This is a genomic window from Rhodococcus sp. 077-4 (genome assembly GCF_047782425.1).
In the GTDB taxonomy this organism is placed as follows: Bacteria; Actinomycetota; Actinomycetes; order Mycobacteriales; family Mycobacteriaceae; genus Rhodococcoides.
Genome location: NZ_JAJPWC010000003.1, coordinates 312,071 through 335,118, shown reverse-complemented (window position 1 = coordinate 335,118; position 23,048 = coordinate 312,071). Strand labels below are relative to the sequence as shown.

18 protein-coding genes and 1 pseudogene are annotated in these 23,048 nt (G+C 63.8%); 9 read left to right on the top strand and 10 right to left on the bottom strand.

The features are described 5' to 3' along the window. Positions 1 to 42 precede the first annotated feature (42 nt). Positions 43 to 657 (top strand): TetR/AcrR family transcriptional regulator, encoded by a 615-nt coding sequence (locus ACNEOT_RS17900; RefSeq protein ID WP_415975655.1) that lies wholly within the window; start codon positions 43 to 45, stop codon positions 655 to 657. A 15-nt stretch (positions 658 to 672) separates the two neighbouring features. Here the strand turns inward: ACNEOT_RS17900 and ACNEOT_RS17895 are convergent, their stop codons facing one another. The 8 genes from ACNEOT_RS17895 to ACNEOT_RS17860 form a co-directional block, all read right to left on the bottom strand. Then, entirely contained in the window at positions 673 to 1,398 is a 726-nt protein-coding gene (locus ACNEOT_RS17895; RefSeq protein ID WP_415975653.1) for a YoaK family protein, read from the bottom strand. 50 nt (positions 1,399 to 1,448) lie between these two features. Next, entirely contained in the window at positions 1,449 to 2,201 is a 753-nt protein-coding gene (locus ACNEOT_RS17890; RefSeq protein WP_415975651.1) for a TauD/TfdA dioxygenase family protein, read from the bottom strand. Then, positions 2,198 to 3,220 (bottom strand): D-alanine--D-alanine ligase family protein, encoded by a 1,023-nt coding sequence (locus tag ACNEOT_RS17885; RefSeq protein WP_415975649.1) that lies wholly within the window; start codon positions 3,218 to 3,220, stop codon positions 2,198 to 2,200. Before ACNEOT_RS17885 ends, ACNEOT_RS17890 begins: the two co-directional genes overlap by 4 nt. Further along, a complete protein-coding gene (locus tag ACNEOT_RS17880; protein ID WP_415975647.1) occupies positions 3,220 to 4,503 on the bottom strand; it encodes an ATP-grasp enzyme in 1,284 nt (427 codons plus the stop codon). The genes ACNEOT_RS17885 and ACNEOT_RS17880 overlap by 1 nt, the downstream gene beginning before the upstream one ends. After that, entirely contained in the window at positions 4,500 to 5,300 is an 801-nt protein-coding gene (locus ACNEOT_RS17875; RefSeq protein WP_415975645.1) for an O-methyltransferase, read from the bottom strand. Before ACNEOT_RS17875 ends, ACNEOT_RS17880 begins: the two co-directional genes overlap by 4 nt. Next, positions 5,297 to 6,508, bottom strand: coding sequence for a sedoheptulose 7-phosphate cyclase (locus tag ACNEOT_RS17870; protein ID WP_415975643.1), 1,212 nt, complete (start codon positions 6,506 to 6,508; stop codon positions 5,297 to 5,299). The genes ACNEOT_RS17875 and ACNEOT_RS17870 overlap by 4 nt, the downstream gene beginning before the upstream one ends. 85 nt (positions 6,509 to 6,593) lie before the next feature. Next, on the bottom strand, positions 6,594 to 7,259 hold the full coding sequence (locus tag ACNEOT_RS17865) for an HAD-IA family hydrolase (RefSeq protein WP_415975642.1): 666 nt from the start codon (positions 7,257 to 7,259) through the stop codon (positions 6,594 to 6,596). 138 nt (positions 7,260 to 7,397) lie between these two features. Continuing rightward, positions 7,398 to 8,897 carry an adenylate/guanylate cyclase domain-containing protein gene (locus ACNEOT_RS17860; RefSeq protein WP_415975641.1) on the bottom strand — a complete coding sequence of 500 codons (1,500 nt, stop codon included), beginning with the start codon at positions 8,895 to 8,897 and terminating at the stop codon, positions 7,398 to 7,400. Positions 8,898 to 9,048: 151 nt separating this feature from the next. On the opposite strand from ACNEOT_RS17860, the gene ACNEOT_RS17855 reads away from it, so the two are divergent. The 4 genes from ACNEOT_RS17855 to ACNEOT_RS17840 all read left to right on the top strand — a co-directional run bounded on the left by ACNEOT_RS17855 (position 9,049) and on the right by ACNEOT_RS17840 (position 14,185). Continuing rightward, positions 9,049 to 9,954: an AurF N-oxygenase family protein gene (locus tag ACNEOT_RS17855; RefSeq protein WP_415975639.1), complete on the top strand. Its 906-nt coding sequence runs from the start codon at positions 9,049 to 9,051 to the stop codon at positions 9,952 to 9,954. Positions 9,955 to 9,991: 37 nt separating this feature from the next. Beyond that, on the top strand, positions 9,992 to 11,521 hold the full coding sequence (locus ACNEOT_RS17850; protein ID WP_415975638.1) for an FAD-dependent oxidoreductase: 1,530 nt from the start codon (positions 9,992 to 9,994) through the stop codon (positions 11,519 to 11,521). Positions 11,522 to 11,620: 99 nt separating this feature from the next. Next, positions 11,621 to 12,718: a ferredoxin reductase gene (locus ACNEOT_RS17845; RefSeq protein ID WP_415975636.1), complete on the top strand. Its 1,098-nt coding sequence runs from the start codon at positions 11,621 to 11,623 to the stop codon at positions 12,716 to 12,718. A 24-nt stretch (positions 12,719 to 12,742) separates the two neighbouring features. Then, positions 12,743 to 14,185: a fatty acid desaturase family protein gene (locus tag ACNEOT_RS17840; protein ID WP_415975635.1), complete on the top strand. Its 1,443-nt coding sequence runs from the start codon at positions 12,743 to 12,745 to the stop codon at positions 14,183 to 14,185. A 76-nt stretch (positions 14,186 to 14,261) separates the two neighbouring features. On the opposite strand, the gene ACNEOT_RS17835 is transcribed toward ACNEOT_RS17840, so the two are convergent. Together ACNEOT_RS17835 and ACNEOT_RS17830 are read right to left on the bottom strand one after the other, a co-directional pair. Then, positions 14,262 to 15,614 carry an MFS transporter gene (locus tag ACNEOT_RS17835; protein ID WP_415975634.1) on the bottom strand — a complete coding sequence of 451 codons (1,353 nt, stop codon included), beginning with the start codon at positions 15,612 to 15,614 and terminating at the stop codon, positions 14,262 to 14,264. 110 nt (positions 15,615 to 15,724) lie between these two features. Beyond that, a complete protein-coding gene (locus ACNEOT_RS17830; protein ID WP_415975632.1) occupies positions 15,725 to 16,612 on the bottom strand; it encodes a DUF5996 family protein in 888 nt (295 codons plus the stop codon). A 189-nt stretch (positions 16,613 to 16,801) separates the two neighbouring features. Between ACNEOT_RS17830 and ACNEOT_RS17825 the strand changes: the two genes are divergently transcribed. The 4 genes and pseudogenes from ACNEOT_RS17825 to ACNEOT_RS17810 all read left to right on the top strand — a co-directional run bounded on the left by ACNEOT_RS17825 (position 16,802) and on the right by ACNEOT_RS17810 (position 22,830). Beyond that, positions 16,802 to 18,979: a glutamine synthetase III gene (locus ACNEOT_RS17825; RefSeq protein ID WP_415975630.1), complete on the top strand. Its 2,178-nt coding sequence runs from the start codon at positions 16,802 to 16,804 to the stop codon at positions 18,977 to 18,979. 216 nt (positions 18,980 to 19,195) lie between these two features. Then, positions 19,196 to 20,268, top strand: a pseudogene (locus ACNEOT_RS17820) (alkene reductase). Positions 20,269 to 20,407: 139 nt separating this feature from the next. Then, positions 20,408 to 21,814 carry a hemolysin family protein gene (locus ACNEOT_RS17815; RefSeq protein ID WP_415975629.1) on the top strand — a complete coding sequence of 469 codons (1,407 nt, stop codon included), beginning with the start codon at positions 20,408 to 20,410 and terminating at the stop codon, positions 21,812 to 21,814. Further along, positions 21,811 to 22,830, top strand: coding sequence for a hemolysin family protein (locus ACNEOT_RS17810; RefSeq protein ID WP_415975628.1), 1,020 nt, complete (start codon positions 21,811 to 21,813; stop codon positions 22,828 to 22,830). Before ACNEOT_RS17815 ends, ACNEOT_RS17810 begins: the two co-directional genes overlap by 4 nt. Positions 22,831 to 23,048: the final 218 nt, after the last annotated feature.

Sequence of the window (23,048 nt, the reverse complement as noted above, 5' to 3'; positions counted from 1 at the left end):
GTGCGCGGAAGGTGTCAATGGCCTGGCATTACACTGCGCGGTATGAGTCCGGCACACCCCAGGGACGAAGAATCGAGAGTGCGTCGGCGCGACGAGATCGCCACCGCAGCGATCGAGGTGCTCGCCACCCAGGGTCTGCGCGGCTTGACCCATCGTGCAGTCGACGCTGCGGCAGGACTCGGCCCCGGTTCGGTGAATTACCACGCGCCCACCCGAAGTCGGCTGCTTCACCTGGCCCTCGGTCAACTGTTCGTTCGCGATTTCGAGGTGGCCGGAGCGACGTTCGGCAGTCTCGTCGACGTCAAACCGCTCACCGTCGACGTCGTCGTGGCCCGGATCATCGACTTCATCGAGGCAATGACGACCGGGGACGGGGTCAAGCGGGTGATCGCTCGCCACATCATGCTCGGCGAGGCACAGCACGACGACGAAATACGCGAGCTCTTCGACAGTCAGCGCGGTGCCTTCGTCACTTATACGCAGTGGATCGTCGCCTCGCTGGACTCCCATGATCCACCGTCCGACGCCGAAACCCTCGTGGTGATGATCGAAGGTCTGGTTCAGCGACAAGTGCTGATCGGCTCGCGTCTGTCCGCGCCCTTCATCGAGAAGATGCTCCGCAAGATCGTTGTTTCCTCGCCGCTGATCGCAGACTGACTGCGGGCGGTGCCGTCAGCCCAACAGCGTTCGACGCTCGGTGTGGGTGAACGTGAAGATCGTCGCGCCGAAGCTGATCAGTGCGGTGAGGAGCAGTACCTGGGGGCCGGTGATGACGACGCCGATGAATGCTCCGATCGCCCCGCCCAACGCGAAGGATCCGAGAAGGGCTGTGTAGCAGAGCCAGTCGTAGTAGGTCCCACCGCCGAACATGTGCCGCTCGATTCCTTGGCCGAGCTTGACCATCGTGCCGGTGACGTAGCTGAGCGGAATGTAGGTCTCTTCCTTCTTCGTGAACGCAGTGTTCAGCGCACCGAGCGCGAAGGCGACCAACAGAATCGGGTAGAAGTTCACGTTGGCCGAAGACCATCCCGAGATGGCGATATCGATCAACCCCGCTCCTGCGAGCGCAATCGTGGTCAGCACCGTCGCTCCGTGTGGGTGATTCGACCAGTAGCGACGACGGCAGATCGACGAGACCACCACACCGGCCAAGAAGGAGCCCATGAGCGACAGTGCAGCGAACGGTGAGGCCCCGGGGGTGACCTCCTTGCCCTCGGGATGCCCGAAGTGGCCGACGACGGCACGTTCGGTGTTGCCGGTCATGAAGGTCACGAAGTAACCAGCAGAATGCAGGAACGCGACGGCACCCACCATCCCGGCAAGTCCCGACAGAATCCAAGACAGACGAGCTTCGGCTCCGACTGCTGTTTCGCGGCTGATCGCCAAGGGGGAAGTCATGACTCGATTCTCCGGGCCTGACGCGAACCGGCAAATCTTTGAGTTGTCGGTCACATAACCGACACCGATTCCACATCCACCACCATTCCGCGATGCATCACCCTGTTTCCGATCACGCCGCTGTGGTCGGCTCGATGCATCACACATCGGTTGTCCCACATCACCAGATCGTCGGGTGCCCATGCGTGTCGCAGCACGTTGTCCTCGCGAGTGGAGTGCTCGAACAGGTACCGAACGGTCTCGTCTGCCTCGTCGGACGACATTCCACTGATCGCGATGCACCGCCCGGGTGCAGACAGCGCCAATGCGGTACGCCCGGATACGGGATGTATTGCGAAGAGGGGATGTTCGGCAGAGGAGACGGTGTCCGACGCCACCCCGGTCACTCGGTGCGTCACCGTACGCCCGGCCAGGTATGCCCTGCGGTCCGCGGGCAAGGTCTCGTACGCCGCGTACTGGTCGCTGAACAACGTACTGCCGCCGGCCTCGGGTACCTCCACCGCGCGTAACGCGGTGTACGCCGGCGGATTCGGCACGTACGTGGTGTCGACATGGAACGTGGACTTGGGCGGCGTCGTGCGGCCGACGTTGCTGATGACGTTCAAGTCCGGGAAGCCCGGCACCGGCGTCTCGCCCTCCGTGAACATCATGTCGCCGAACCGGCGGAGAAACGCGAGGAAGCGATTGTCGTCGAGAGGTTGCTCCCGCAGAATCAGTACGCCGTGTTCGGCCAACAGCTTTCGCAGTTCTTCGACGGCGGATGAGCGCAGGTCGAGATCCCGAACTTCGATTCCCAGCGTCACGAGGACAACTCCTTCACCGACAGCTCGTCGAGCGAGCGTGCGAACAGTTCGTCGACGGCGATTCCTGCCGCGGAGGCCATCACCGCGAGCACACTCGACGGTGAGTACGAGCAGTAGAGGCCGGCTTCGAGGAACCAGGGTTCGCCGTCCGCGTCGATACGAAAGTCGAAGAGTCCGTAGTGTCGGCACCCAAGAGACCGATAGCACAATCGTGCTGCCGCCCAGACCTTTTCGGTGACCGGGTCCGATACGTCCACCGTCCACGCCTTGGTCTGCTCCTTCGCGACCAGGTACAGGTCCCCGTCCGCGGTGCGATTCAACTTGTCGGCGCTGGTGCGAATCGAATCGACGGCGTACTCCTCGAGGGGAAGGCAGATCAGCTCACCGCCCCGCGAGATGACGCCGCAGCGGACCTCGCGGCCGAGCGGGACGTACGACTCCACCAGTGCCGCAGACGAGTACGTGAGAGCCTCGCGTACGGCTGTTGCCAGGGCTTCGGGTTCGTGTACGAGTGTGACGCCCATCGAGTTGTCCGAATCCACGGGCTTGACGACGACCGGCAGGTCGACTTCGACGTCGTCGCCGCACCGCACGACGATACCCGCAGGGACTGCGACCCCGGCGGCCGCAACGACGGCTCGCGCGCGAGCTTTGTCCGCCGTCATCGCCATCACGTCAGGGGCGTTGCCCACATACGGCACACCCAGCAGGTCGAACAGGCTGCGGTATGTCGTCATGCCGGGTAGGCAGAACATCTGGGGCACCATGACGTCGAAGTGCCACGACGACAGGACCTCCACGGCCTGTGCCAGTGACATTTGTTGTGCTGCAGCCACACTGGCGGCGTCGATGCCACCGGGAAAGCTCCAGAGCCCGCCGGGAGAAACGAATGCCACCTCGAATCGGTAGGCGGGATCTCCACCGAGCGCTTCGAGGAAGCCGCCCGCGTACACCCTGGAAAGATCACAGTGGAACTCGTCCACCGAGGATCCGACCAGTACCAGGACCGACAGGGTCATCAGTCGCCTCCGTTCTCCACGAGCTTGCCGATGTTGAAGTCGATGCGAGACCATCCGGTTCGCGCCAGCAGATTGCGCACCAGCAGGGACGGAATCTGGAGATGGTGAACCAGCAGGAACGGCAGTGGATCCCAGCCGGCGAGTATCGCATCGGTGCCGCGAAAGATGCTGCGCAGTCGGTCTTCCCGGCCGGCCTCGGTGATCAGTCGCCACAGTTCGTGGTAGATCCAGTAGGTCGGCCGAGCCGAGGAAAGCGGCACGATCTCGGGGTGTCCGTCGTCGAGATATGCCGCCGCTACGTCGGGATGGTCGTAGAACATGGTGATCGCCGAGTGGGTCCGCGGGTTGCACTCGATGGCGTACACGACACCGTGTGCATCCTCGATGAAATCGAACGACAGCTGTCCGGTGACTCCGAGGTGGCCGACGAATTTCTCGACCCAGGTGCGTATCTCGGGCTTGTCGACCATCTCGTAGTTCACTTGGAACGCCGAGGATTCACAGCAGCCGTACACCTGCAGCCGCCCGCCGCGGACGGTTCCGTGGGTGCAGTACTCCCGACCGGCGATGAACTGTTGCAGGATCCAGGGATCGTCCTCGGAGATCCCGAGGCCGCGTGCGAATCGCAGATTTTCCACAGGTGTGTCGCGGGTCAACCGCGTCAGGTCCATCCGTCCGACCGGGTTGTAGGAGATCCTCTTGAGGATGTACTCGCGGCCCGGTGGGAAATCGAACTCCTCGATCTGCCGTACGTCGGTGATTCGCCGCCAATCGGGAACGCGCAATCCCAGTGCTGCAGCGCGTTCGGAGAACCGCGACTTGTCGTCGAGCATACGAACCGAATCGCCGTCGCCGTGAATCACCTCGCAGTGCGGATCCAGGAGCGCACGTGCGTCGGCGTCGTGAATGCTGGCAGCGGGGCTGGCGACCGGGACGAAGACGTCGACGCCTTCGCGCTGCACCACATCGAGAAGCGCTTCGGCGTAGCCGGATTCGGTCGGCTCGGGTACGCACTGAAAGCGGTCGACCGCACGCGAGAAACGGTGGCCGGTGAACCTGTATTTGGTCGATTCCACCAATACGACGCGATGGCCGGCGAGGTGGAACGACCGCGCCAGCTGCAGGGCCTTGGTCATCTTCCCGCCGCTGATCAAGACCGTCCTGGGCGAGTCGGTTCGGCGCGTGGCAGGGCGGCTGCCGCGTACGGCAGCCACCCCCGCCGCCAGGAGGTCGACGGGGAGGGTCGCCGCAAGTGCGACGAGAGCTGCGACGGTGCGGATCATGTGCGCCGGATCAGCGTCACGCCGTCGCGCAGAGGAATCAGAACCTGTTGCACCCGAGGCTCGTTGGCGACGTAGTCGTTGAATTCGGCGATGGCCCGGCCGTTATCGCTCGGTTGAGGCGCGTAGGGCTGACCCTGCAAGAGAGTGTTGTCGACGGCAATCACGGCACCGTCGGAGAGCAGATCGCTCTCGAGCAGATACTCCACGTATCCGCGATATCCGGTCTTGTCGGCGTCGATGAACACCAGGTCGAACTCTCCGTCGAGCCGGCGCAGAGTGTCGAGGGCGGGCCCCACCTGCACCGAGATGGCAGATCCTGCAGCCGATTCCGCGAAGCAGGACTGCGCGAACTCGGCCACGTACGGATCCACCTCGCAGGCGACGACCTCGCCGCCTGCGGGCAGCGCCTCGGCCATCGCCAGCGCCGAATAACCGGTGAACATGCCGATCTCGAGCACCCGCGTCGCCCCGGTCATGTGAACGAGAAACGCCAGGAAGCGTCCCTCCACATGGCCGGAGAGCATTTCCATCTCCAGGGGCCCGGAACCGGAGACCACGTCACGTGATCTCCAGTCCGCAGAGCGGGTCCGCGACGCCAACGTGGCCAGTGCCGCGGATTCGGAGGTGGTGCAGGTGTCGAGGTACGGGTCGAGTCCCGCGGCGAGATCGCGGGCCCGATGAACACGGGTGGTCAGCTCGTCGGTCACCCCGGCGTCGGCGTCGAGCAGCGCGGCTATCTCGCCCAGCTCGCGCGCCAGGATGGTCGTCGGGGTGACCGGTCGCGGTTCTGCCGTCACGGCGTCGGTGCGGTGAACATGTCGAGGCCCTCGCCTGCCCGGGGAAAGTCCAGGCAGATCTTCTTGTGCAAGGTCAGCACGTCCGCGAGCTCGCTTGCGTCGAGGTCGTTGAGGAAGCGGCACGTGCCGATCGGGTCGGGCACCGCCGCGCGCAGGATGCCGTCGCGGGTCTTGAGGATCGATGCCGTTGCCTCGGAAAGCAATTCCGGAGTCAGGTAGGGACTGTCCAGGGCCAGGCCGATGCTGGACATGACGCCCAACACGCGGTCTCGATCGGCCGTGGACAGGTGTCCGCGTTGTTCGGCGACCGTTGTCGACAGGGCCATGTCGATGTTGATGGCGTGACCGTGGAAGAACGGGGCCGGCGGGGTCAGCTCCAGCGTCGGGCTCCACGTGTGTCCGAAGGCGATGACCCGATCGAGATCGATCTCGTGCAGGTTGGGGGCCTCGAGCTCGAGCATCGTCGCAATGGCCGAGTAGGTCAGTCTGTCTGCGACCGAACGCAATTCGGCGGTGCCGTCGAGGTGTCCGAATCGCGTGCGCAAGAGTTCCGGACCGTACTGTTCGAGCATCTCGAAGATTTCGAGGTTGCCGACGACGGAGATCTTGATCAACTCGGCCATGCCGTTGCGCACCTGGTCCTCCGGCAACGTGCCGAGGAACGAGAAGTCCAGCAGCACCTTCTGCGACGCATGGTACGCACCGAGTCGGTTCTTGTGCTTGCCGTAGTTGACGGCCACTTTGATGGACACACTGGCGTCGATCAAGCCGATCAGAGTGGTGGGGATGCGAATGTACGGGGTGTTGCGTCGGTAGCTGGCGCACGCGAAACCTGCTACGTCGGTGGTCAATCCACCACCCACCACCAACACGGGCTCGGTACGGACCAGGCCGAACCGGTCGAACTCTCCGACGATGCGCTCGAACGTCTCCAGCGACTTCGCAGTCTCTCTGATCTGTACCGGGACTACCGTCAACGCGATGTCGTGATGATCGAAGTACGCGTGGATCCGGTCGCCGTAGATCTCGTGAACCGACTCGTCGACGACCATCAGTGCGCGTCCGTAGGGACGGTAACTGTCGGCCAGTTCGGTGTTCTCGAGGGCGAAGACTCCGTCGACGTAGATCAAGTCGTATTCGATGCGCTCGTATCCCTCGACGCGAAACGACCTGTCCCCGGCGACGACCTGGGCCTGAAGATTGCTCACATTTACTCCTGGGGTGGGTGAAGGGTCAAGCAGAATGCTCACTCCGCAGGCTGCGCAGGCAGAATGCTCACTCCGCAGGCTGCGCTCAGGCGGAAAGCAGAGCTCTGACGCGTTCGGGGTCGAGCGCGTCGACGGTGTCGGTGGCCGAGTCGAACTCGGTGCCCGCGGTGTTCTCGTTGGGGAATGCAACGCAGGTGATGCCTGCGGCAGCCGCCGCCTGGACTCCGCCCGCGTTGTCCTCGATGGCAACGCTGTCGGAAGCGTTCTCGCCCAACGTCTTCAAGGCGAATTCGTACGAGGCGGGGTCGGGCTTGCCGGCATCGACGGACGAGGCGTCGACGATGACGTCGAACGAATCGGCGGTCAATTCGGGAGTGAGGGCAGCCAACAGGGCGTCGATGTTCTCCCTCGACGTCGTGGTCACGAAGCCCACCTTCAGTCCGTTCGCCTTCGCGGAATCGATGGTGTCGGCCACGCCCGGTCGCGTCTTCACGTCGGACTCGCCGATCAGTCGCTGGAAGATCTCGGACTTCGTGGCGTGCACTGCGGCTGCGTCCACCTCGGTGCCCGTGTCGGAGGCGTACTCGGTGATGCGGTCGGCACCGCCGTTCGATCCGAGCATCGCTCGGTAATCGTCCCGCGACCAGTTCCAGTTCAGGTCGTGTGCGGCGAAGGCCTCGTTGAACGCGCGGCGTTGCAGTTCGGACGTGTCGACGAGAGTGCTGATGGAACCGAACAGAATTGCGGGCATGGTTGCCTTTCGGAGCGAGAGACGTTGTACCAGTCAACGTCTCGTGCATGCGCGATGGGTGAGTTGGTTCGGGGGGTATGCCCCATCGGCGCCGAATTGGAAACCTTCGAATATTTTTTTCTTCGGTGCTGTCGAATGTCAGCTGCGCAGGACCGGCGCGGCCAGCGTTGTCGGTGCCGAGCGGCCGCGCAGGGTGACCGTCTCGCGCGTCTCCCAGTGCGCCTTCTCGTCCGCGGTTGCGTGATCGAGCACGATCGACGAGGTGAGAACATCGGTGGTCGAGTCGTCCTTCGCCAGGTCGGTCAGCCGGGCCGCCTGATTCACGGTGTCGCCGATGACGGTGTACTCGAAACGGGATTCGGCTCCTATGTTGCCTGCGATGACCGGTCCGTACGTGACGCCGATACCTATCTCGACGTCGGCGGCGAGTGCGACGGCGAGGGTGCGCGCGGTGCGCAGTGCCGCGGTGGCCGGGTCTGGATGATCGACCGGAGCGCCGAAGATCAGCAGCGCGGCGTCGCCCTCGAACTTGTTGACGAAACCGCCGTTGCGTTCACCGTGTTCGACGACGACCGCGAAGAAGCGATTGAGCAGGTCCACCACAGCCTCGGCGGATTCCCGTTCGGCCAGTGCGGTCGAGCCGACGAGGTCGATGAAGAGAACGGCCACGGTTCGGTTCTCGCCGCCGAGGCGGGGCGCGCTGGCCAACGCCCGTTGCGCGACGTCGTGCCCGACGTGGCGGCCGAACAGTGATCGGAGACGCTCGCGCTCGTCCAGGCCGACCACCATCTTGTTGAACCCGTTCTGCAGTCGGCCGATCTCGGACGCGTCGTAGACGTCGACTCGGGTGTCTGTCGCCCCGCCCTCGACGCGTTGCATCGCGGAGCTGACCTGCTGCAGAGGGTCGGATACGGACCGTCCGACGAGGAACATGCCGCCGAATCCGACGACCAGGGCGATCGCGGAGAGCGAGACCATCGCGGGGGACAGGTCCGCATCGGGTGGGATGACGGTGTCGATCAGTCTGCCGAGTCCGATGAGCCCGAGGCCGAGAATGGGGATGGCAGTGCTCAGCACCCAGATCAGGACGACCCGAAGCTTCACGCCGAGTGCTGCCGCGTCGGTGACGGCGCTGACTTCCATCACCGCTGCGGTGATGGGTCGCAGAGTTCGCTCGGCGACGAGGTAGCCCAGGGAGCAGGTGGCCAAGCCGCCGAAGCTGACGGCGATGGCGACGATGATCGACAGCGCCGCTCCGGCGGACGCATTGACCGCGACGAACACTGCGACACCGAGTGTCCAGAGCAGAACGTGGACGCCGAGTTGGCGCAGGGGCAGTCTGACGATGGCGATCGCGGTCTCGTCCGAGGGTGTGCCGCCGGTGTACAGCCACCGCACAAGCGGGGCGGCAACCCGAAGCCCCAGCGCGATGCCGATGCCGATCGCGACCGGTAGGTAGACGAAGAACGCCACGTAATTGCGGTCCGAGAGAATCTCTTCCGAGCCGGCGGGTAGCGGCAGGATGAAACGCGCCAACGCGAAGACGATGACGGCACCGATGGCGTTGGCCGACACCATCCCCGCCGCGTAGAGGCGCATCGGGGTGCGGGTGAGGGCGGACCGTACAGCTGCGATCACCGGTGATCTCCGTTCTCTGCTCGCCCGAACTCTATGGGTCCGGAGAAAAGATTCCAGGAGATTTGCCCGAGCGACTACCTGTGTCGCCGAGTACCTGGTAATCTCCGTAACAGTTACCTACAGATTTTCGACGATGGAAGGAACCACGGCGATGACCAGCACACTCTCCAGGAACGACGTTCTCGAGCCCGAGGACGTTTCCGCTCGTTTGCTCGATTCCGCCGCCCAGCTGTCGTACGACCCGTCCGAGGAGGTCGACTGGGAAGCCGATCTCGATCCCTCCCTCTACGGACTCAACCCCGAGTGGAGCACCCTCTACGGCACCAAGCTGTGGGACGAGATGACCGAGGAGCAGCGAATCACGCTCACTCGCCACGAGGTGTGCTCGATCATGAGCACCGGCATCTGGTTCGAGATGATCCTGCAGCAGATGGTTCTGCGCGATCAGTACTGCAAGGATTCCTCGGGATCGGACTTCCAGTTCGCGCTCACCGAGATCGCCGACGAGTGCCGCCACTCGATCATGTTCGCCCGCGCCTGCCAGAAGATGGGTATCAAGGCGTACCTGCCGCGTCGATCGAGCATCGAACTCGGCCGCGGGTTCAAGGCGCTCGCGTCCGCCGAGGTGGCCTACGGCGGCATCCTCGTCGCCGAAGAGGTACTCGATGTCATGCAGCGCGACTGGATGCGCGGCGAGAACGTGCTGCCCCTCGTGCGTACCACCAGCAAGATCCACGTCGTCGAGGAATCGCGACACATGACCTTCGCCCGTGCGCAGATGCGTGAGGACATTGCCGGAAAGAGCCCGGCTCGACGCAAGGCCAGCGCCCTCGTGGTCGCCATCGCCGCACGTCTGATCGTGTCCAACATGGTCAACAAGGAGGTCTACGCAGCTGCGGGCCTCGACGTCGACCGCGCGATGAAGGAAGCGAAGAACAACGCTCACCACCACACGATGATGCGCACCTCGAGCGAACATCTGATGGCGTTTCTTCTCGATTGCGGTTTGATCACCAAGCCGGCCGAGATGATCTACCGTCGTCTGCACATGCTCTGACCACTCTTTTCGAGGCCGTGAAGGACATCCGAGAACAATGCCGTTCGCGATCACGCAGAACTGTTGCAACGACGCATCCTGCCTGTCGGTGTGCCCCGTCAACTGCATACATCCGACGCCGGACGAGCCGGATTTCGGCAAGACCGAACTGCTCTACATCGATCCGCGCTCGTGCATCGACTGTGGAGCTTGCGCCGACGCGTGCCCGGTGGACGCGATCACGCGCGTTTCGCGATTGACGCCGGACCAGCAGATCTACGCCGACATCAACGCCGAGTACTACCGCGACAAGCCTGCCGTCGCGGAGTGGGGCGAGCCACGGTTCCCGGTGGTGACGGTCAACGAGCTGCCGCCGATCAGCATCGCCATCGTCGGCACCGGACCAGCTGCGTGCTACACGGCCCAGGCGCTGCTGCGCGTGCCCGGCACTACGGTCACGTTCTACGACCGTCTGCCCACCGCAGGCGGTCTCGCCCGCTACGGCGTCGCTCCCGATCACCTCGGTACTCGACGCATCAGCGAGCACTTCCGTGGGATCTTCGTTCATCCACGCGTGACGATGAAGCTCGGCGTGGAGGTCGGTAAGGATGTCGACCACGTCGAACTGGCCCGGAAGTTCGATTCGGTCGTCTATGCGGTCGGTGCAGACAAGGATCGAGCGCTCGAGATCCCCGGCATCGACCTCGACGGCTCCGTCAGCGCGCGCACCCTGGTGGGCTGGTACACCGGCCACCCCGACGTCCCCGCCGACGCGATCGACCTCAGCGGCGTCGAGCGAGTCACCATCATCGGAAACGGCAACGTCGCACTCGACGCGGCCCGCATCCTCACCGCTGATCCGGACCGGCTCGACGGAACCGAGATCGCTCCGCACGCTCTGGCGGAGCTGCGCCGGAACCGAGTGCGCGAGGTCGTCGTTCTCGCCCGTCGTGGCCCGGAGTTCGCGGCCTTCACTCGCTCCGAATGCAAAGCGCTCGTCGATCGCGCGGACGTCGAGGTCGTCGTGGCAGGACCGGACGGAATCGTCGACGCTATCGATCGACTGCCGTTGTCCGCTCCCGCGTCGGCTCTGGCCGGAGCGACACGCGTCGAGCTGGGCTCCCGTGCAGGAGTGGGGCCTGCGGAACGACCCGGAACGAACGACGGCCGTCGTATCGTTTTCGCGTTCGGTCGGGCACCGTCCGCCCTGCACGGCAGCAGGTCGGTGGAGTCCATCGAGGTCGGCGTCGGCGACAATGCCACCGAGGTGGAGACCGAGCTGGTGCTGCTCGCGATCGGGTACCGCGGAACACCGTCACCGGGAGTTCCGTTCGACGACATCACCGGCACCATTCGCAACCACGGCGGTCGCATCGTCACCGCCGACGGCACTGCGGTTCCCGGGTGCTACGTCGTCGGATGGGCCAAGCGAGGCGCCACGGGCGGTATCGGCGACAACAAGATCGACGCGGAGGAAACGGCCGAGGCGTTGCTGGCGGATGTGCCGACGCGCGGCTCCTCGCGGCCGGTGGGTTGGTACGGAAAAGTGAGCGCGGCCCTGGGCGACCGCGTCTCGAGAGCACGCTGACCGGTCTGTTACGGCCGGTTCTGTTCACCTTGTGTAGCAGTCTCATTCGAGTCTGAGCGATTCGGACGCGCAGCAGGCTGCACGGGGTTACCGTTGAGTATGGCTGAACGGGGGGCCAAGCCCCAGGTTTCTTTTGTAAGACGGACGATGCTGCGCGCAGTCCGATCGTTGTTCAATCCGCTCCGGCCTGACGACTACCTGTCGATGATCAATCCGTTGTGGACCACCCGCGAGCTTCGGGGGAAGGTAGAGCGGGTGACTCCGGAGGGTTCGGAGGCCGTCTCGGTCTACATTCGTCCCGGTTTCGAGTGGCAGGGCCACACACCGGGGCAGTATGTGCGGCTCGGGGTGCTGATCGACGGCCGCTATCACTGGCGGGCGTATTCCTTGACGTCCGATCCCGACCCGGAGGACGGGTTGGTCAGCGTCAGTCCCAAGCTGGTGCCGTCGGGAACGGTCTCGCCGTACCTGGTGGGAACCATCAGAACGGGTGACATCGTTCGGCTCAGCGAGGTGGAGGGTGAGTTCACTCTGCCGAGCCCGATCCCGGACAAGATGGTCTTCATCAGCGCCGGCAGTGGAATCACCCCGATCATCAGCATGTTGCGCGCGCTCGATCACCACGATCAGGTGCGCGACGTCGTCGTGGTGCACTCGGTTCACGATCGACAGCAGTTGATGTTCGCCGAGACGCTCGAAAAACTCGAAGCCAAGCACGACGGGCTGACCGTCAAGCTTCGGATCACCAGTGACGAAGGCCGGATGAAGGCATCCGAATTGGACGAACTGGTCCCCGATTGGCGTGACCGGGAAGCATTCTGCTCCGGTCCGGGTGAACATCTGGACGATCTGCGCTCGTACTGGAAGGACCAGGGCGACTACGGCAAGTTCCACCACGAAAGTTTCCAGCCGGTCATCGGCGGCGGAGACGAAGCAGGTGAGGGCGGTACCGTTCGATTCATCAACAGCAAGAAGGATGTCGAATGTGACGGTGGGACAACAATTCTCGCCGCAGGTGAGGATGCAGGACTGGATCTGACATTCGGTTGCCGCATCGGCATCTGCCACACCTGCGTAGGTACCCTGAAGAAGGGGCGTTTACGTGACCTACGTAACGGGGATATCTCAGAACCTACGGGGCAGGCAGTTCGGATCTGTGTCAACACTGCTGAGGGCGACATCGAAATCGAACTCTGATCTTCAAATCGAACAGGGGAATGTATGTCTATCGACGAAACCACCAGGCTCGCTAGGAACACCGGTGAGCCGGTGAACCCGCTGGCACACCTGAGCGACGAGACCATTGCCGAACTCGCCAAGGAGTTCGACGCCATTCATGACGAGGTGTACGCCAGCCTCGGTGACAAGGACCGCAAGTACATCACCTCGGTCATTGCCGCTCAGCGTCAGTTGCTGGTCGCGGGACGAGTACTGCTGCTCGGGTCCACCAGCAAGCCGGCGTGGCTGGCAGGCACCGCATGCCTCGGGATCGCGAAGATCCTCGAGAACATGGAGATCGGCCACAACGTCATGCACGGCCAGTGGGACTGGATGAACGATCCGGAGATCCACTCGTCCGTGTGGGATTGGGACACCGCCTCCACCGCGAATTCGTGGAAGCACTCGCACAACTACGTGCATCACACGTACACCAACATTCGCGGCAAGGACAAGGATCTCGGCTACGAGATCATGCGTATCGATCCGCGGCAGAAATGGCACCCCGCGTACTTGGCCCAGCCGTTCTACAACGTTCTGCTGATGGCGTTCTTCGAGTGGGGCGTGGCACTGCACGACCTCGACATCGAAGCCATCCGACGCGGCGAGAAGCCCGTCAAGGATCTCGTCGAGGACCTCAAGGGCATCGGCGTCAAGGCACGCAAGCAGTTCGTCAAGGATTACGTGGGCTGGCCGATCATCAGCGCGGGCGCGTTCGCGCTGGCTCAGCTGGCCTCGGGTGGCCGGTTGCCCGAAAGCAAGCGGTCGCGGCTCGCGTCCAAGCTGCGGGGCTCCGCGCGGTTCGGCAAGAACCGCAGGACGGCGGCACTGTTGGACAGCCGGCTCAGCGGTGTCGAGAGCACGTTCCTGTCGACGGTGGCGGCGAACTTCACCGCCAACATCATTCGTAACGTCTGGTCGAATGCCATCATCTTCTGCGGCCACTTCCCGGATCAGGCATACACCTTCAGTCAGGAAGAGGTGGAGAACGAGACTCGCGGCGGCTGGTACGTCCGTCAGCTCGTCGGTGCCGCCAATATCGACGGCGGACCACTGTTCCACCTTATGAGCGGCAACCTGAGCTACCAGGTGGAACATCACCTGTACCCGGATATGCCCAGCACTCGGTACTCGGACGTCGCGCCGAAGATCAAGGACATCTGCGAGCGCTACGAATTGCCGTACAACACCGGACCGTTCTTTCAGCAGTGGGGCATGGTCCAGCGGACCATCGCACGGCTGGCGTTCCCCGGCGGCAAGATGCGGCCGAAGCCGGGCCCCTACCGTCCCGAGGAGAGCTGGCGTCGTAAGTTCGCCGAGGGTGCCACCAAGGACAGCGAGGCCGCCAAGACGCGTGGTCGCGTTCCCGCCGGGCACCCTGCGGCTGGACCGGAGCACAACTCCGGTGGCGTCGACGTCCAGCCGCCGCCCCGCGGCAACGACTGAGTTTCACCCCGCACACAACTGAGAAATACCGCGGCCACCCGTACATGGGTGGCCGCGGTTTTTCGTTGTGCGTAAGTCAGGTCATGTCGACGTCCTTGGTCTCGATCAATCGCTTGGTGCACACCAGGCTCAGCACCGACAGCAGAGCCAGCATGACGCCGATCGAGATGCTGCCGAATGCCGCCGTGAGCGGTGCGGCGAGCATCGGCGGAATCGCGCCGCCGAGAACTCCGGCGAGGTTGTAGCCCAAACCTGCTCCGGTGTAACGGAATCGGGTCTGGAACAGCTCGGGGAGCAGAGCTCCGGTCGGTCCGTAGGCAACTCCGAAGATGGCGAGCGTGACGCACATGCCGATGACGAACGCGGCTGGTGAACCGGTGTCGAGAATGGGGAACAGCGCAATCGACCAGGGTATCGCGATGATGCACGCTCCCATGATCACTCGGCGCCGTCCGACGCGATCGGAGTAGGTCGCCGAGACGGCGATGGCGATTCCGAAGATCACTGCGGCACCGATTCCGGTGATCAACACGAAGGGACGCTCGAACCCGAGTGTCTTGGTGCCGTAGCTCGTCAGATACGCGGTGCCCATGTAGAAGAAGGCGAACAGTGACGCCAATGCGCCTGCAGCGGTGATGATTTCCCGCTTCTGGATGCGCCAGGCGTCGAAGATCGGCAGTTTCGTCGGGGCAGCATTCGCCGGTGCCTGCTCCTCGGCGAGCTTGTTGGCACGGAAGACGGGTGTCTCCTCGATGGCCAACCGCATGTACAGGCCGATGAGTACCAGAACGGCGCTGAGCAGGAACGGGATTCGCCAGCCGTAGTTCAGGAACGTCTCGTTGGTATCGCCGAGCAGGAGTCCGGTCGCAAGGAACGTAGCGCTGGAGAAGATGAACGCAGCCGACGGCCCCAGTTGCGGGAACATCGCGTAGAAGCCACGTTTGCCGGCAGGGGCGTACTCGGCAGTGAGCAGGGTCGCGCCCGCCCATTCCCCACCGACCGCGAACCCTTGCCCGAACCTGAGCAGTACCAGGATGATCGGGGCGGCCACTCCGATGGTTTCTGCGCCGGGGAGTAGACCGATGGCGAACGTGGACACCCCCATCAGCAACAGCGTCGAGATCAGGGTCTTCTTGCGACCGATGCGGTCGCCGAAGTGTCCGAACAGCACTGCTCCGACCGGCCTGGCGATGAATGCGACCGCGAACGTTGCGAACGACGCCACGGTGCCGGCCGTGGAGCCGAGAGCAGGGAAGAAGATTTTCGGGAAGACCAACGCGGCAGCGGTGCCGTAGATGAAGAAGTCGTAGAACTCGATCGTCGTGCCGATGCCGCTGGCGACAGCGACGCGGCGAACACTGGTCTTGGTCTGCACCGCAGGTGACGTCGATGCGGACACACCCGGGTCATCGGGTGAGACAGTGGTCATGGTTCCTCCGTTTTGTCGGGTATCGGATGAATGTTCGATACCGAATGCGACGAACGGTAGTGACCCGAGTCACCCTGCGAATACCCCCGAATGGGGGGATCGGAGGAGGCCTACTCCCAGTGGGCGGTCTCCACGGCTGCTCTGTGGGTCTGCTCCAGGAAGGCTCGCAACATGGCGTCGGGATTTTCCGCGGTACGGACCGAGCGATAGGGCAGGACGTACTCACCGAGATCGCGATCGAAGTAAGCGGGGGCTGTGACGGCCGAATGGCTGTCGTAGCCTTCGGGATTGGGATACGCGTAGGCGTAGAACACGCCCTCTGCGGCCCCACCGGGCCAGAAGCCTGCACTGGAGACCTCGTCGCTGTACGCCTCGTGCATCACCCAATCCGGGCAGTTGGGAATACCGCCGGGATGCTGCGGCGCGGGTCGGCCGGAGAAACGGGTGACTGCGAGATCGAAAGCGCCCCAGAAGAAGTGCACCGGACTGGACTTCCCGCGAAAGTCTGCCCGAAATCCCGAGAACACCCGATGTGCGCTCACGAGCGAGCGCCAGAACTTCTCGATCGCGACTGCGTGGTACGAGGCGTGCGCGACATCCTCGGCGAACGGCGTGGCGTGCGGAAGTTCGACGGGTACGCCCATGATGGGCGCGTCGACGCCCAGTTGCGAGAGCAGCTCGAGGTATTCGGTGTAGAAATCTGCGACGGTGCGCGGTTCGAGCTTCATGGTCCGGCGCTCACCATCGGTGGTAGCCAGGATCAGCTGGTGGGAAAGAAAATCGAAGCGGATCTCGAGCCCCCGATCGCCGACCGGCATCAGCGAGGTCGTGAGGCCGGACGCGTCCACGTACAACGAGACGCCCCACCAGTGATTGACCGAGGGCGATAGTGCCATTCGCGTCTTACCGACCATCTGGGTCCACAGGTGCACCGTGTCGCGAGTATCCACCCAACTGTCCACCTCGAGCTGGGGCCACGCATCGTACGAAGTTGTCATGTTTCGATGATGCCCGGTGGACGGTGTTCGAAGCCAGAGCCGGGTCGCCCGTGAAGAACACTGCTTCGGCGGTTTTTGCCTCGCAGTGGACACAACGACGAAACACGACCGGCACTTCGCGTTCGTACAGTCGCCGAGTCGGACTCCGCACAATCCAGGCGCGGAGCAGCACCGTGTCAAGGGGTAGCCATGAGTGGAAATACCGTCCGCCTGCAGGCGATCAAAGACGTCGAGGCGTATGTACCGCCTGCAGTGAGCTTCGTCGGAGACGAGAAGCCGGGCGAGATCTTCGGCGAGAACGTCTTCAGCAAGGTCGTCATGCAGAAGCGTCTGCCCAAATCGGTTTTCAAGTCGGTGATGGCAACGATCGACAAGGGCAAGAAGCTCGATCCGATGGTCGCCGACGCGGTTGCGTCGGCGATGAAGGACTGGGCTCTCGAGAAAGGCGCGACGCACTACGCGCACGTCTTCTACCCCCTGACCGGGTTGACGGCAGAGAAACACGACAGCTTCTTCGATCCCGTCGGTGACGGCAGCGCGCTCGCGGAGTTCGCAGGCAAGACGCTGATCCAGGGCGAGCCCGACGCGTCGAGCTTCCCCAACGGCGGCCTACGCAACACGTTCGAGGCTCGCGGCTACACGGGCTGGGACGTCACCAGCCCGGCGTACGTGCTCGAGAACCCGAACGGCAACACCCTGTGCATCCCGACGGTGTTCGTCTCGATGACAGGTGAGGCACTCGACCACAAGACCCCGCTGCTTCGCAGCCAGCAGGCGATGGGTGGGCATGCCGAGCGGATCCTGAAGCTCTTCGGCCACGAGAACATCGAGAACATCGTCTCGTTCTGTGGACCGGAGCAGGAGTACTTCCTGGTCGACCGGCACTTCTTCCTTGCCCGGCCCGATCTGCTCAACGCCGGTCGCACCCTGTTCGGCTCGAAGCCGCCCAAGGGTCAGGAGTTCGACGACCATTACTTCGGTGCCATCCCCGAGCGGGTTCTGGGATTCATGATGGACACCGAGCGCGAGTTGTTCAAACTCGGCATCCCGGCCAAGACCAGGCACAACGAGGTTGCCCCCGGACAGTTCGAGATCGCCCCGATGTTCGAGCGCGGCAACATCGCCGCCGATCACCAGCAGCTGCTGATGACGACATTCAAGACCATCGCCAAGAAGCACGGCATGGAGTGTCTGTTCCACGAGAAGCCGTTCGAGGGCGTCAACGGATCCGGTAAGCACGTCAACTTCTCGCTCGGCAACTCCGACCTCGGATCGCTGCTGGTACCAGGAGACAATCCGCACGACAACGCGCAGTTCCTCGTCTTCTGTGCCGCCGTCATCCGCGCGGTGCACAAGTACGGCGGACTGCTGCGCGCCTCGGTGGCGTCGGCGACCAACGATCACCGCCTCGGAGCGAACGAGGCTCCGCCTGCGATCATCTCGATCTTCCTCGGTGATCAGCTGGCCGACGTGTTCGACCAGATCGCCAAGGGTGCGGCCACGTCCTCGAAGGGCAAGGGCACCATGATGATCGGCGCCGACACCCTTCCCGTGCTGCCGACCGATCCCGGTGACCGCAACCGAACATCGCCGTTTGCGTTCACCGGCAACAGGTTCGAGTTCCGCGCTCCCGGTTCGATGCAGACCGTCAACGGCCCGATGGTCACGATCAACACGATCATGGCCGAGGCACTCGACTACATGGCGACCAACCTCGAAACGGCCGTCGCCGACGGCACCGACTTCGACACCGCCGTGCAGAATCTGCTGACCGAGATCATCACCGAGCACGGCGCGGTGGTGTTCAACGGAGACGGCTACTCCGACAACTGGCAGATCGAGGCGGAGGCACGCGGCCTACCGAATTTGCGTACGACGCTCGACGCGTTGCCGGAGCTGATCTCGGACTCGGCGATGGAACTGTTCGAGAAGTACAAGGTGTTCAACCACCGAGAGATGCACTCGCGCTACGAGATCGGGCTCGAGCAGTACGCACTGACGGTGTTCGTCGAAGCGCGCCTGACGCTCGAAATGGGGCAGACATCCATCCTGCCTGCCGCGGTGCGATACCAGACCGAGTTGGCCCAGAACGTCAGTGCGCTGAAGGCTGCAGGCGTGGAGCCGGATATGTCTGCGCTGCAGGCGGTATCGACACCGCTGGCCGATCTACGGGCAGCACTGGCGACTCTGAAGGCCGCCCTCGAAGCAGATCCGGGAGGCGAGGCCCTCGCCGAGGCCACGCACGCCAAGGACGAACTGCTGCCCGCGATGGCGGCAGCCCGATCTGCAGCGGACACCCTCGAGGCCATGGTGGCCGACGATCTCTGGCCGCTGCCGACGTACCAGGAGATGCTGTACATCCTGTAGTGCCTGCGCGCAGGAGTGGAGCCTGCGGAACGACCAGATAAGCAGTGGTGTGGATGAGTGCCCCAGGCGGCACACAGGAGTGGAGCCTGCGGAACGACCCGCAGGCTCCGCGCACCACTGCGTGAGCATTGTCTCGAGGCGGAATAGGTCCGTCGATCTCGTTCGTTTCGAGTGAGCAGTAGCAAAGACTGTGCACGCACTCGTGAGGAGAGATCCATGAAGTTGTTTTCCCCATTGACGCTCGGTGACCTGAAGCTGGACAACCGGTTGGTGATGGCACCGCTGACGCGCGTGCGGTCGGGGCGCGACGGCGTTCCGGGCCCGCTGGTGGTCGAGCACTACCAGCAACGAGCTTCCCTGGGGCTGATCGTCAGCGAAGGTACCTACCCGAGCCACGCCGGTCAGGGCTTTCCCGGCCAGCCCGGCCTGGTGACGGACGAGCAGATCGCCGGCTGGAGGAATGTCGCCGATGCGGTGCATGCCGACGGTGGACTGATCTTCGCGCAGGTGATGCATGCCGGTCGGGTGACGCACGAGGCGACGACGGGTGGGCACGAGGTCGTCGGGCCGAGCGCCATCGCGATCGAAGGCGAGACCCGCACGTACGACGGCAAGAAGCCGTACCCCACCCCGCGTGCTCTGCGTGAGGACGAACTACCCACGGTGATTGCAGATTTCGTGCAGGCGTCGAAGAATGCGATCGCGGCGGGGATGGACGGCGTCGAGATTCACGGGGCCAACGGCTACCTGTTGCACGAGTTCCTCTCACCCGCCTCGAATCAGCGGGAGGACGCGTACGGTGGCTCGCCGGAGAACCGCGCTCGATTCGTCGCCGAGTTGGTCGAAGCGGTGGTAGCCGCCCTCGGCGCAGGCAAGGTGGGCATTCGCATCTCGCCCGAGCACAACATCCAGGACGCGCTCGAAACCGACGCCGACGACGTGCGCGCCACCTACCGTGCGTTGATCGAGCGGATCGCGCCCCTCGGACTGGCCTATCTCAGTGTGCTGCACAAGGACCGGCGGGTGAGCTGGTTCAGGACCTGCGGCAGGCCTTCGGTGGCGCAGTGCTCGTCAACAGCGGCTTCGGTGAGATCACCAGCCGAGACGAAGCGATCTCGCTGTTGGACGACGGCATCGGTGACGCGGTTGTCGTCGGACGTCCGGCAATCGCCAACCCGGATCTCGCCTACCGCTGGCGTGAGGATCTGCCGTTGAACGAGCCGGATCCGAGCACCTTCTATTCCGAGGGCGCGAAGGGCTACACGGATTACCCGGCGTTGCAGCACTGAGTCCACTGCGCTGAGCGCACTCGGTAGTATCGGACAAAACGTACGCCACCCAACCCTGAGGAATCATGGACAGCGATAGACCCGGGCCGGACACGGCTCCCCGCACTACGACTACTACGTGCGAGGCGGTGTCCGGCGAATGAGCGTAGTGCTCACTCTTCTGCTCGGCCTGCTCGTCGTTTTTCTCATCACCGTCGCCACCGGCTACTTCGTAGCTCAGGAATTCGCGTACATGACCGTCGACCGGTCTCGGCTCGAGGCGCGAGCCGAGGCCGGTGACGCCGTCGCGGCTCGCACCTTGACCGTCACCAAGCGCACGTCGTTCATGCTCTCGGGTGCGCAATTGGGCATCACTGTCACTGGTCTACTGGTCGGCTACGTCGCCGAACCACTGATCGGTCGGTCGTTCAGCGCGATACTGGGCGGCGTCGGTGTTCCGACCGCGGTCGGCGTAGGGCTGGGTGCCGTTCTGGCAATCACGTTCGCAACGTTCGTGCAGATGCTCTTCGGCGAACTGTTCCCCAAGAACTTCGCCATCGCCCGCCCAGAGCCGGTGGCTCGCTGGTTGTCGCTCTCGACGACCATCTACCTCAGGCTCTTCGGCTGGTTGATCACCATCTTCGATCAGTCGTCGAACCTGCTTCTCAGGGCGCTGAAGATCGAGCCCGTGCACGACGTCGAGCATTCGGCCAGTCCGCGCGACCTCGAGCACATCGTCTCGGATTCACGCGAAACGGGTGATCTGCCCGACGAGCTCTCGACCCTGCTCGATCGCATTCTCGACTTCCCTACGCGCAACGTCGAACACGCCATGATCCCGCGTTCGCGGGCTGCCACGGTGCGTGACACCGACACGCTCGGTGCGGTGAAAGCGTTGATGGGCCAGGAACATTCCCGATACCCGGTGCTCGACGAGGGCGACGGCATCGTGGGTGTGGTGCATCTGCAGGACGTTTTGGGCTCTTTCGAGCCCGACTCGACGCCGATCTCCGGTCTCACCCGCGATGCTCTGATTCTGCCCGAGATGCAGAGCCTGCCCGACGCGATGCGCGAGCTGCGGGCCACGCGTAACCAATTGGCCTGTGTCATAGACGAATACGGCGGCCTCACGGGGGTCATCACCATCGAGGACCTGGCCGAGGAGCTGGTCGGTGAAATCACCGACGAGCACGACGACGGAGCGCTCGATCCGAGCCCGGTGAGCGCCGACGACGGCAGCTGGACGATGGCCGGCGAGGTCCACGTCGACGAGGTCGAGCGCGCAATCGGCGTCGATCTGCCCGAGGGCGACTACGAGACCATTGCCGGATTCGCCATCGCACACCACGGTTCGTTGCCGGAGGTCGGTACACGCATCGAAGTGGACCTGCCGCCCGACAACGCCGATCTGGCCAACGACGAGGAGGCACCCATCCGTTTCGTCGGGATCGAGGTTCAGGAGATCGACAGTCACGTGCCGTCACTACTCACCCTCACCATCGATGAGCGGCCCACCGAGCGCGACGAGAATTCGGCCGAGTCCGACACTGCAGGAGCACACCGATGAGCAACCTCTGGGTCTTCCTGGCCGTGACGATCGGACTCATCGCAGCGAGCGCCTTCTTCGTCGCAGTCGAGTTCGCTCTGCTTGCTGCAAAACGGCATCGCCTCGAGGACGCCGCGCCGAATTCACGGGCCGCCCGGGCCGCGTTGCGCAGCTCCTCGGAGTTGACTGTGCTGCTCGCCGGATCGCAGCTCGGCATCACCGTCTGCACCCTCGCCCTCGGCGCGACGACCAAACCCGCTGTGCACTACTGGCTCACACCGTTGTTCGAGAGCGCAGGACTGCCGTTCTGGTTCGCCGATGTGCTCGGATTCGTGCTGGCGCTCGTGATCGTCACGTTCCTGCACTTGGTCGTCGGCGAGATGGCTCCGAAGTCCTGGGCCATCGCACATCCGGAGAAGTCGGCGACGATGCTCGCACTACCGATGCGAGCGTTCATGTTCCTCACGCGTCCGCTGCTCGCGCTCCTGAACAACATGGCCAACTGGTGCCTGCGCAAGGTCGGAGTGGAACCGGCAGATCAGGTGGCCTCGGGACAGAACGCGGACGACTTGCGTCACCTCGTGGAGCACTCGGTCAACGTCGGCGCGCTCGATGCGAGTTACCAGGCGCAGATCTCGGGTGCCCTGGAGTTGCAGGACCTCACGGTCGGCGATCTGGTGGCCCGGAGCGCAACGCTCGTTTCGGTACCGTCGTCGGCGACGATCGACGACGTGCGGGAAGCGTCGCGCACCAGCGGGCATCTACGAATCCTCGTCAGCGACGACGAGGTGGTGAAAGGTGTTGTGCACGTTCGCGACACGCTGACCGAGCCCGAAAGCCTCGCGGAGATCATGCGTCCGGCGTACTCGTTGGATTCGAGCACCCCGGTCTACGTCGCGTTGGCGTCGATGCGGGAGACCCGGCACCATTTGGCGTTGGTGGTGGATGCGTCGGCAGGAGTGGGCGAGAGCTCACGCACGGTCGGCGTGGTGACGCTCTCCGATGTGCTGACCCGATTGCTGCCCGAACCCGTCTGATACCGGCGCATGTCGAACGCGTTCATCCCCGCCCGGCACCGTGGCCGAGCGGGGATGAACGTTCGAGCGATGCGTCCGGTGTATCAGACCGGGGCGATGACCAGCAGGTGTGCCCAGTACGACGCGACGTCGTGGCCGAGCTGGGGGAGCAGAACGTCGTAGAGCAGGTAAGACATCATTGCCGTCGAACTCCTTGTTCAGCGGGTCGTTGCCGACTC

Bases quoted from the DNA above. Each gene is read 5' to 3' on its own strand.
- ACNEOT_RS17865 (WP_415975642.1), bottom strand. From the start codon at position 7,259: ATGCCCGCAATTCTGTTCGGTTCCATCAGCACTCTCGTCGACACGTCC.
- ACNEOT_RS17855 (WP_415975639.1), top strand. From the start codon at position 9,049: ATGACCAGCACACTCTCCAGGAACGACGTTCTCGAGCCCGAGGACGTT.
- ACNEOT_RS17840 (WP_415975635.1), top strand. From the start codon at position 12,743: ATGTCTATCGACGAAACCACCAGGCTCGCTAGGAACACCGGTGAGCCG.
- ACNEOT_RS17835 (WP_415975634.1), bottom strand. From the start codon at position 15,614: ATGACCACTGTCTCACCCGATGACCCGGGTGTGTCCGCATCGACGTCA.
- ACNEOT_RS17900 (WP_415975655.1), top strand. From the start codon at position 43: ATGAGTCCGGCACACCCCAGGGACGAAGAATCGAGAGTGCGTCGGCGC.
- ACNEOT_RS17880 (WP_415975647.1), bottom strand. From the start codon at position 4,503: ATGATCCGCACCGTCGCAGCTCTCGTCGCACTTGCGGCGACCCTCCCC.
- ACNEOT_RS17850 (WP_415975638.1), top strand. From the start codon at position 9,992: ATGCCGTTCGCGATCACGCAGAACTGTTGCAACGACGCATCCTGCCTG.
- ACNEOT_RS17885 (WP_415975649.1), bottom strand. From the start codon at position 3,220: ATGACCCTGTCGGTCCTGGTACTGGTCGGATCCTCGGTGGACGAGTTC.
- ACNEOT_RS17895 (WP_415975653.1), bottom strand. From the start codon at position 1,398: ATGACTTCCCCCTTGGCGATCAGCCGCGAAACAGCAGTCGGAGCCGAA.
- ACNEOT_RS17830 (WP_415975632.1), bottom strand. From the start codon at position 16,612: ATGACAACTTCGTACGATGCGTGGCCCCAGCTCGAGGTGGACAGTTGG.
- ACNEOT_RS17815 (WP_415975629.1), top strand. From the start codon at position 20,408: ATGAGCGTAGTGCTCACTCTTCTGCTCGGCCTGCTCGTCGTTTTTCTC.
- ACNEOT_RS17810 (WP_415975628.1), top strand. From the start codon at position 21,811: ATGAGCAACCTCTGGGTCTTCCTGGCCGTGACGATCGGACTCATCGCA.
- ACNEOT_RS17825 (WP_415975630.1), top strand. From the start codon at position 16,802: ATGAGTGGAAATACCGTCCGCCTGCAGGCGATCAAAGACGTCGAGGCG.
- ACNEOT_RS17845 (WP_415975636.1), top strand. From the start codon at position 11,621: ATGGCTGAACGGGGGGCCAAGCCCCAGGTTTCTTTTGTAAGACGGACG.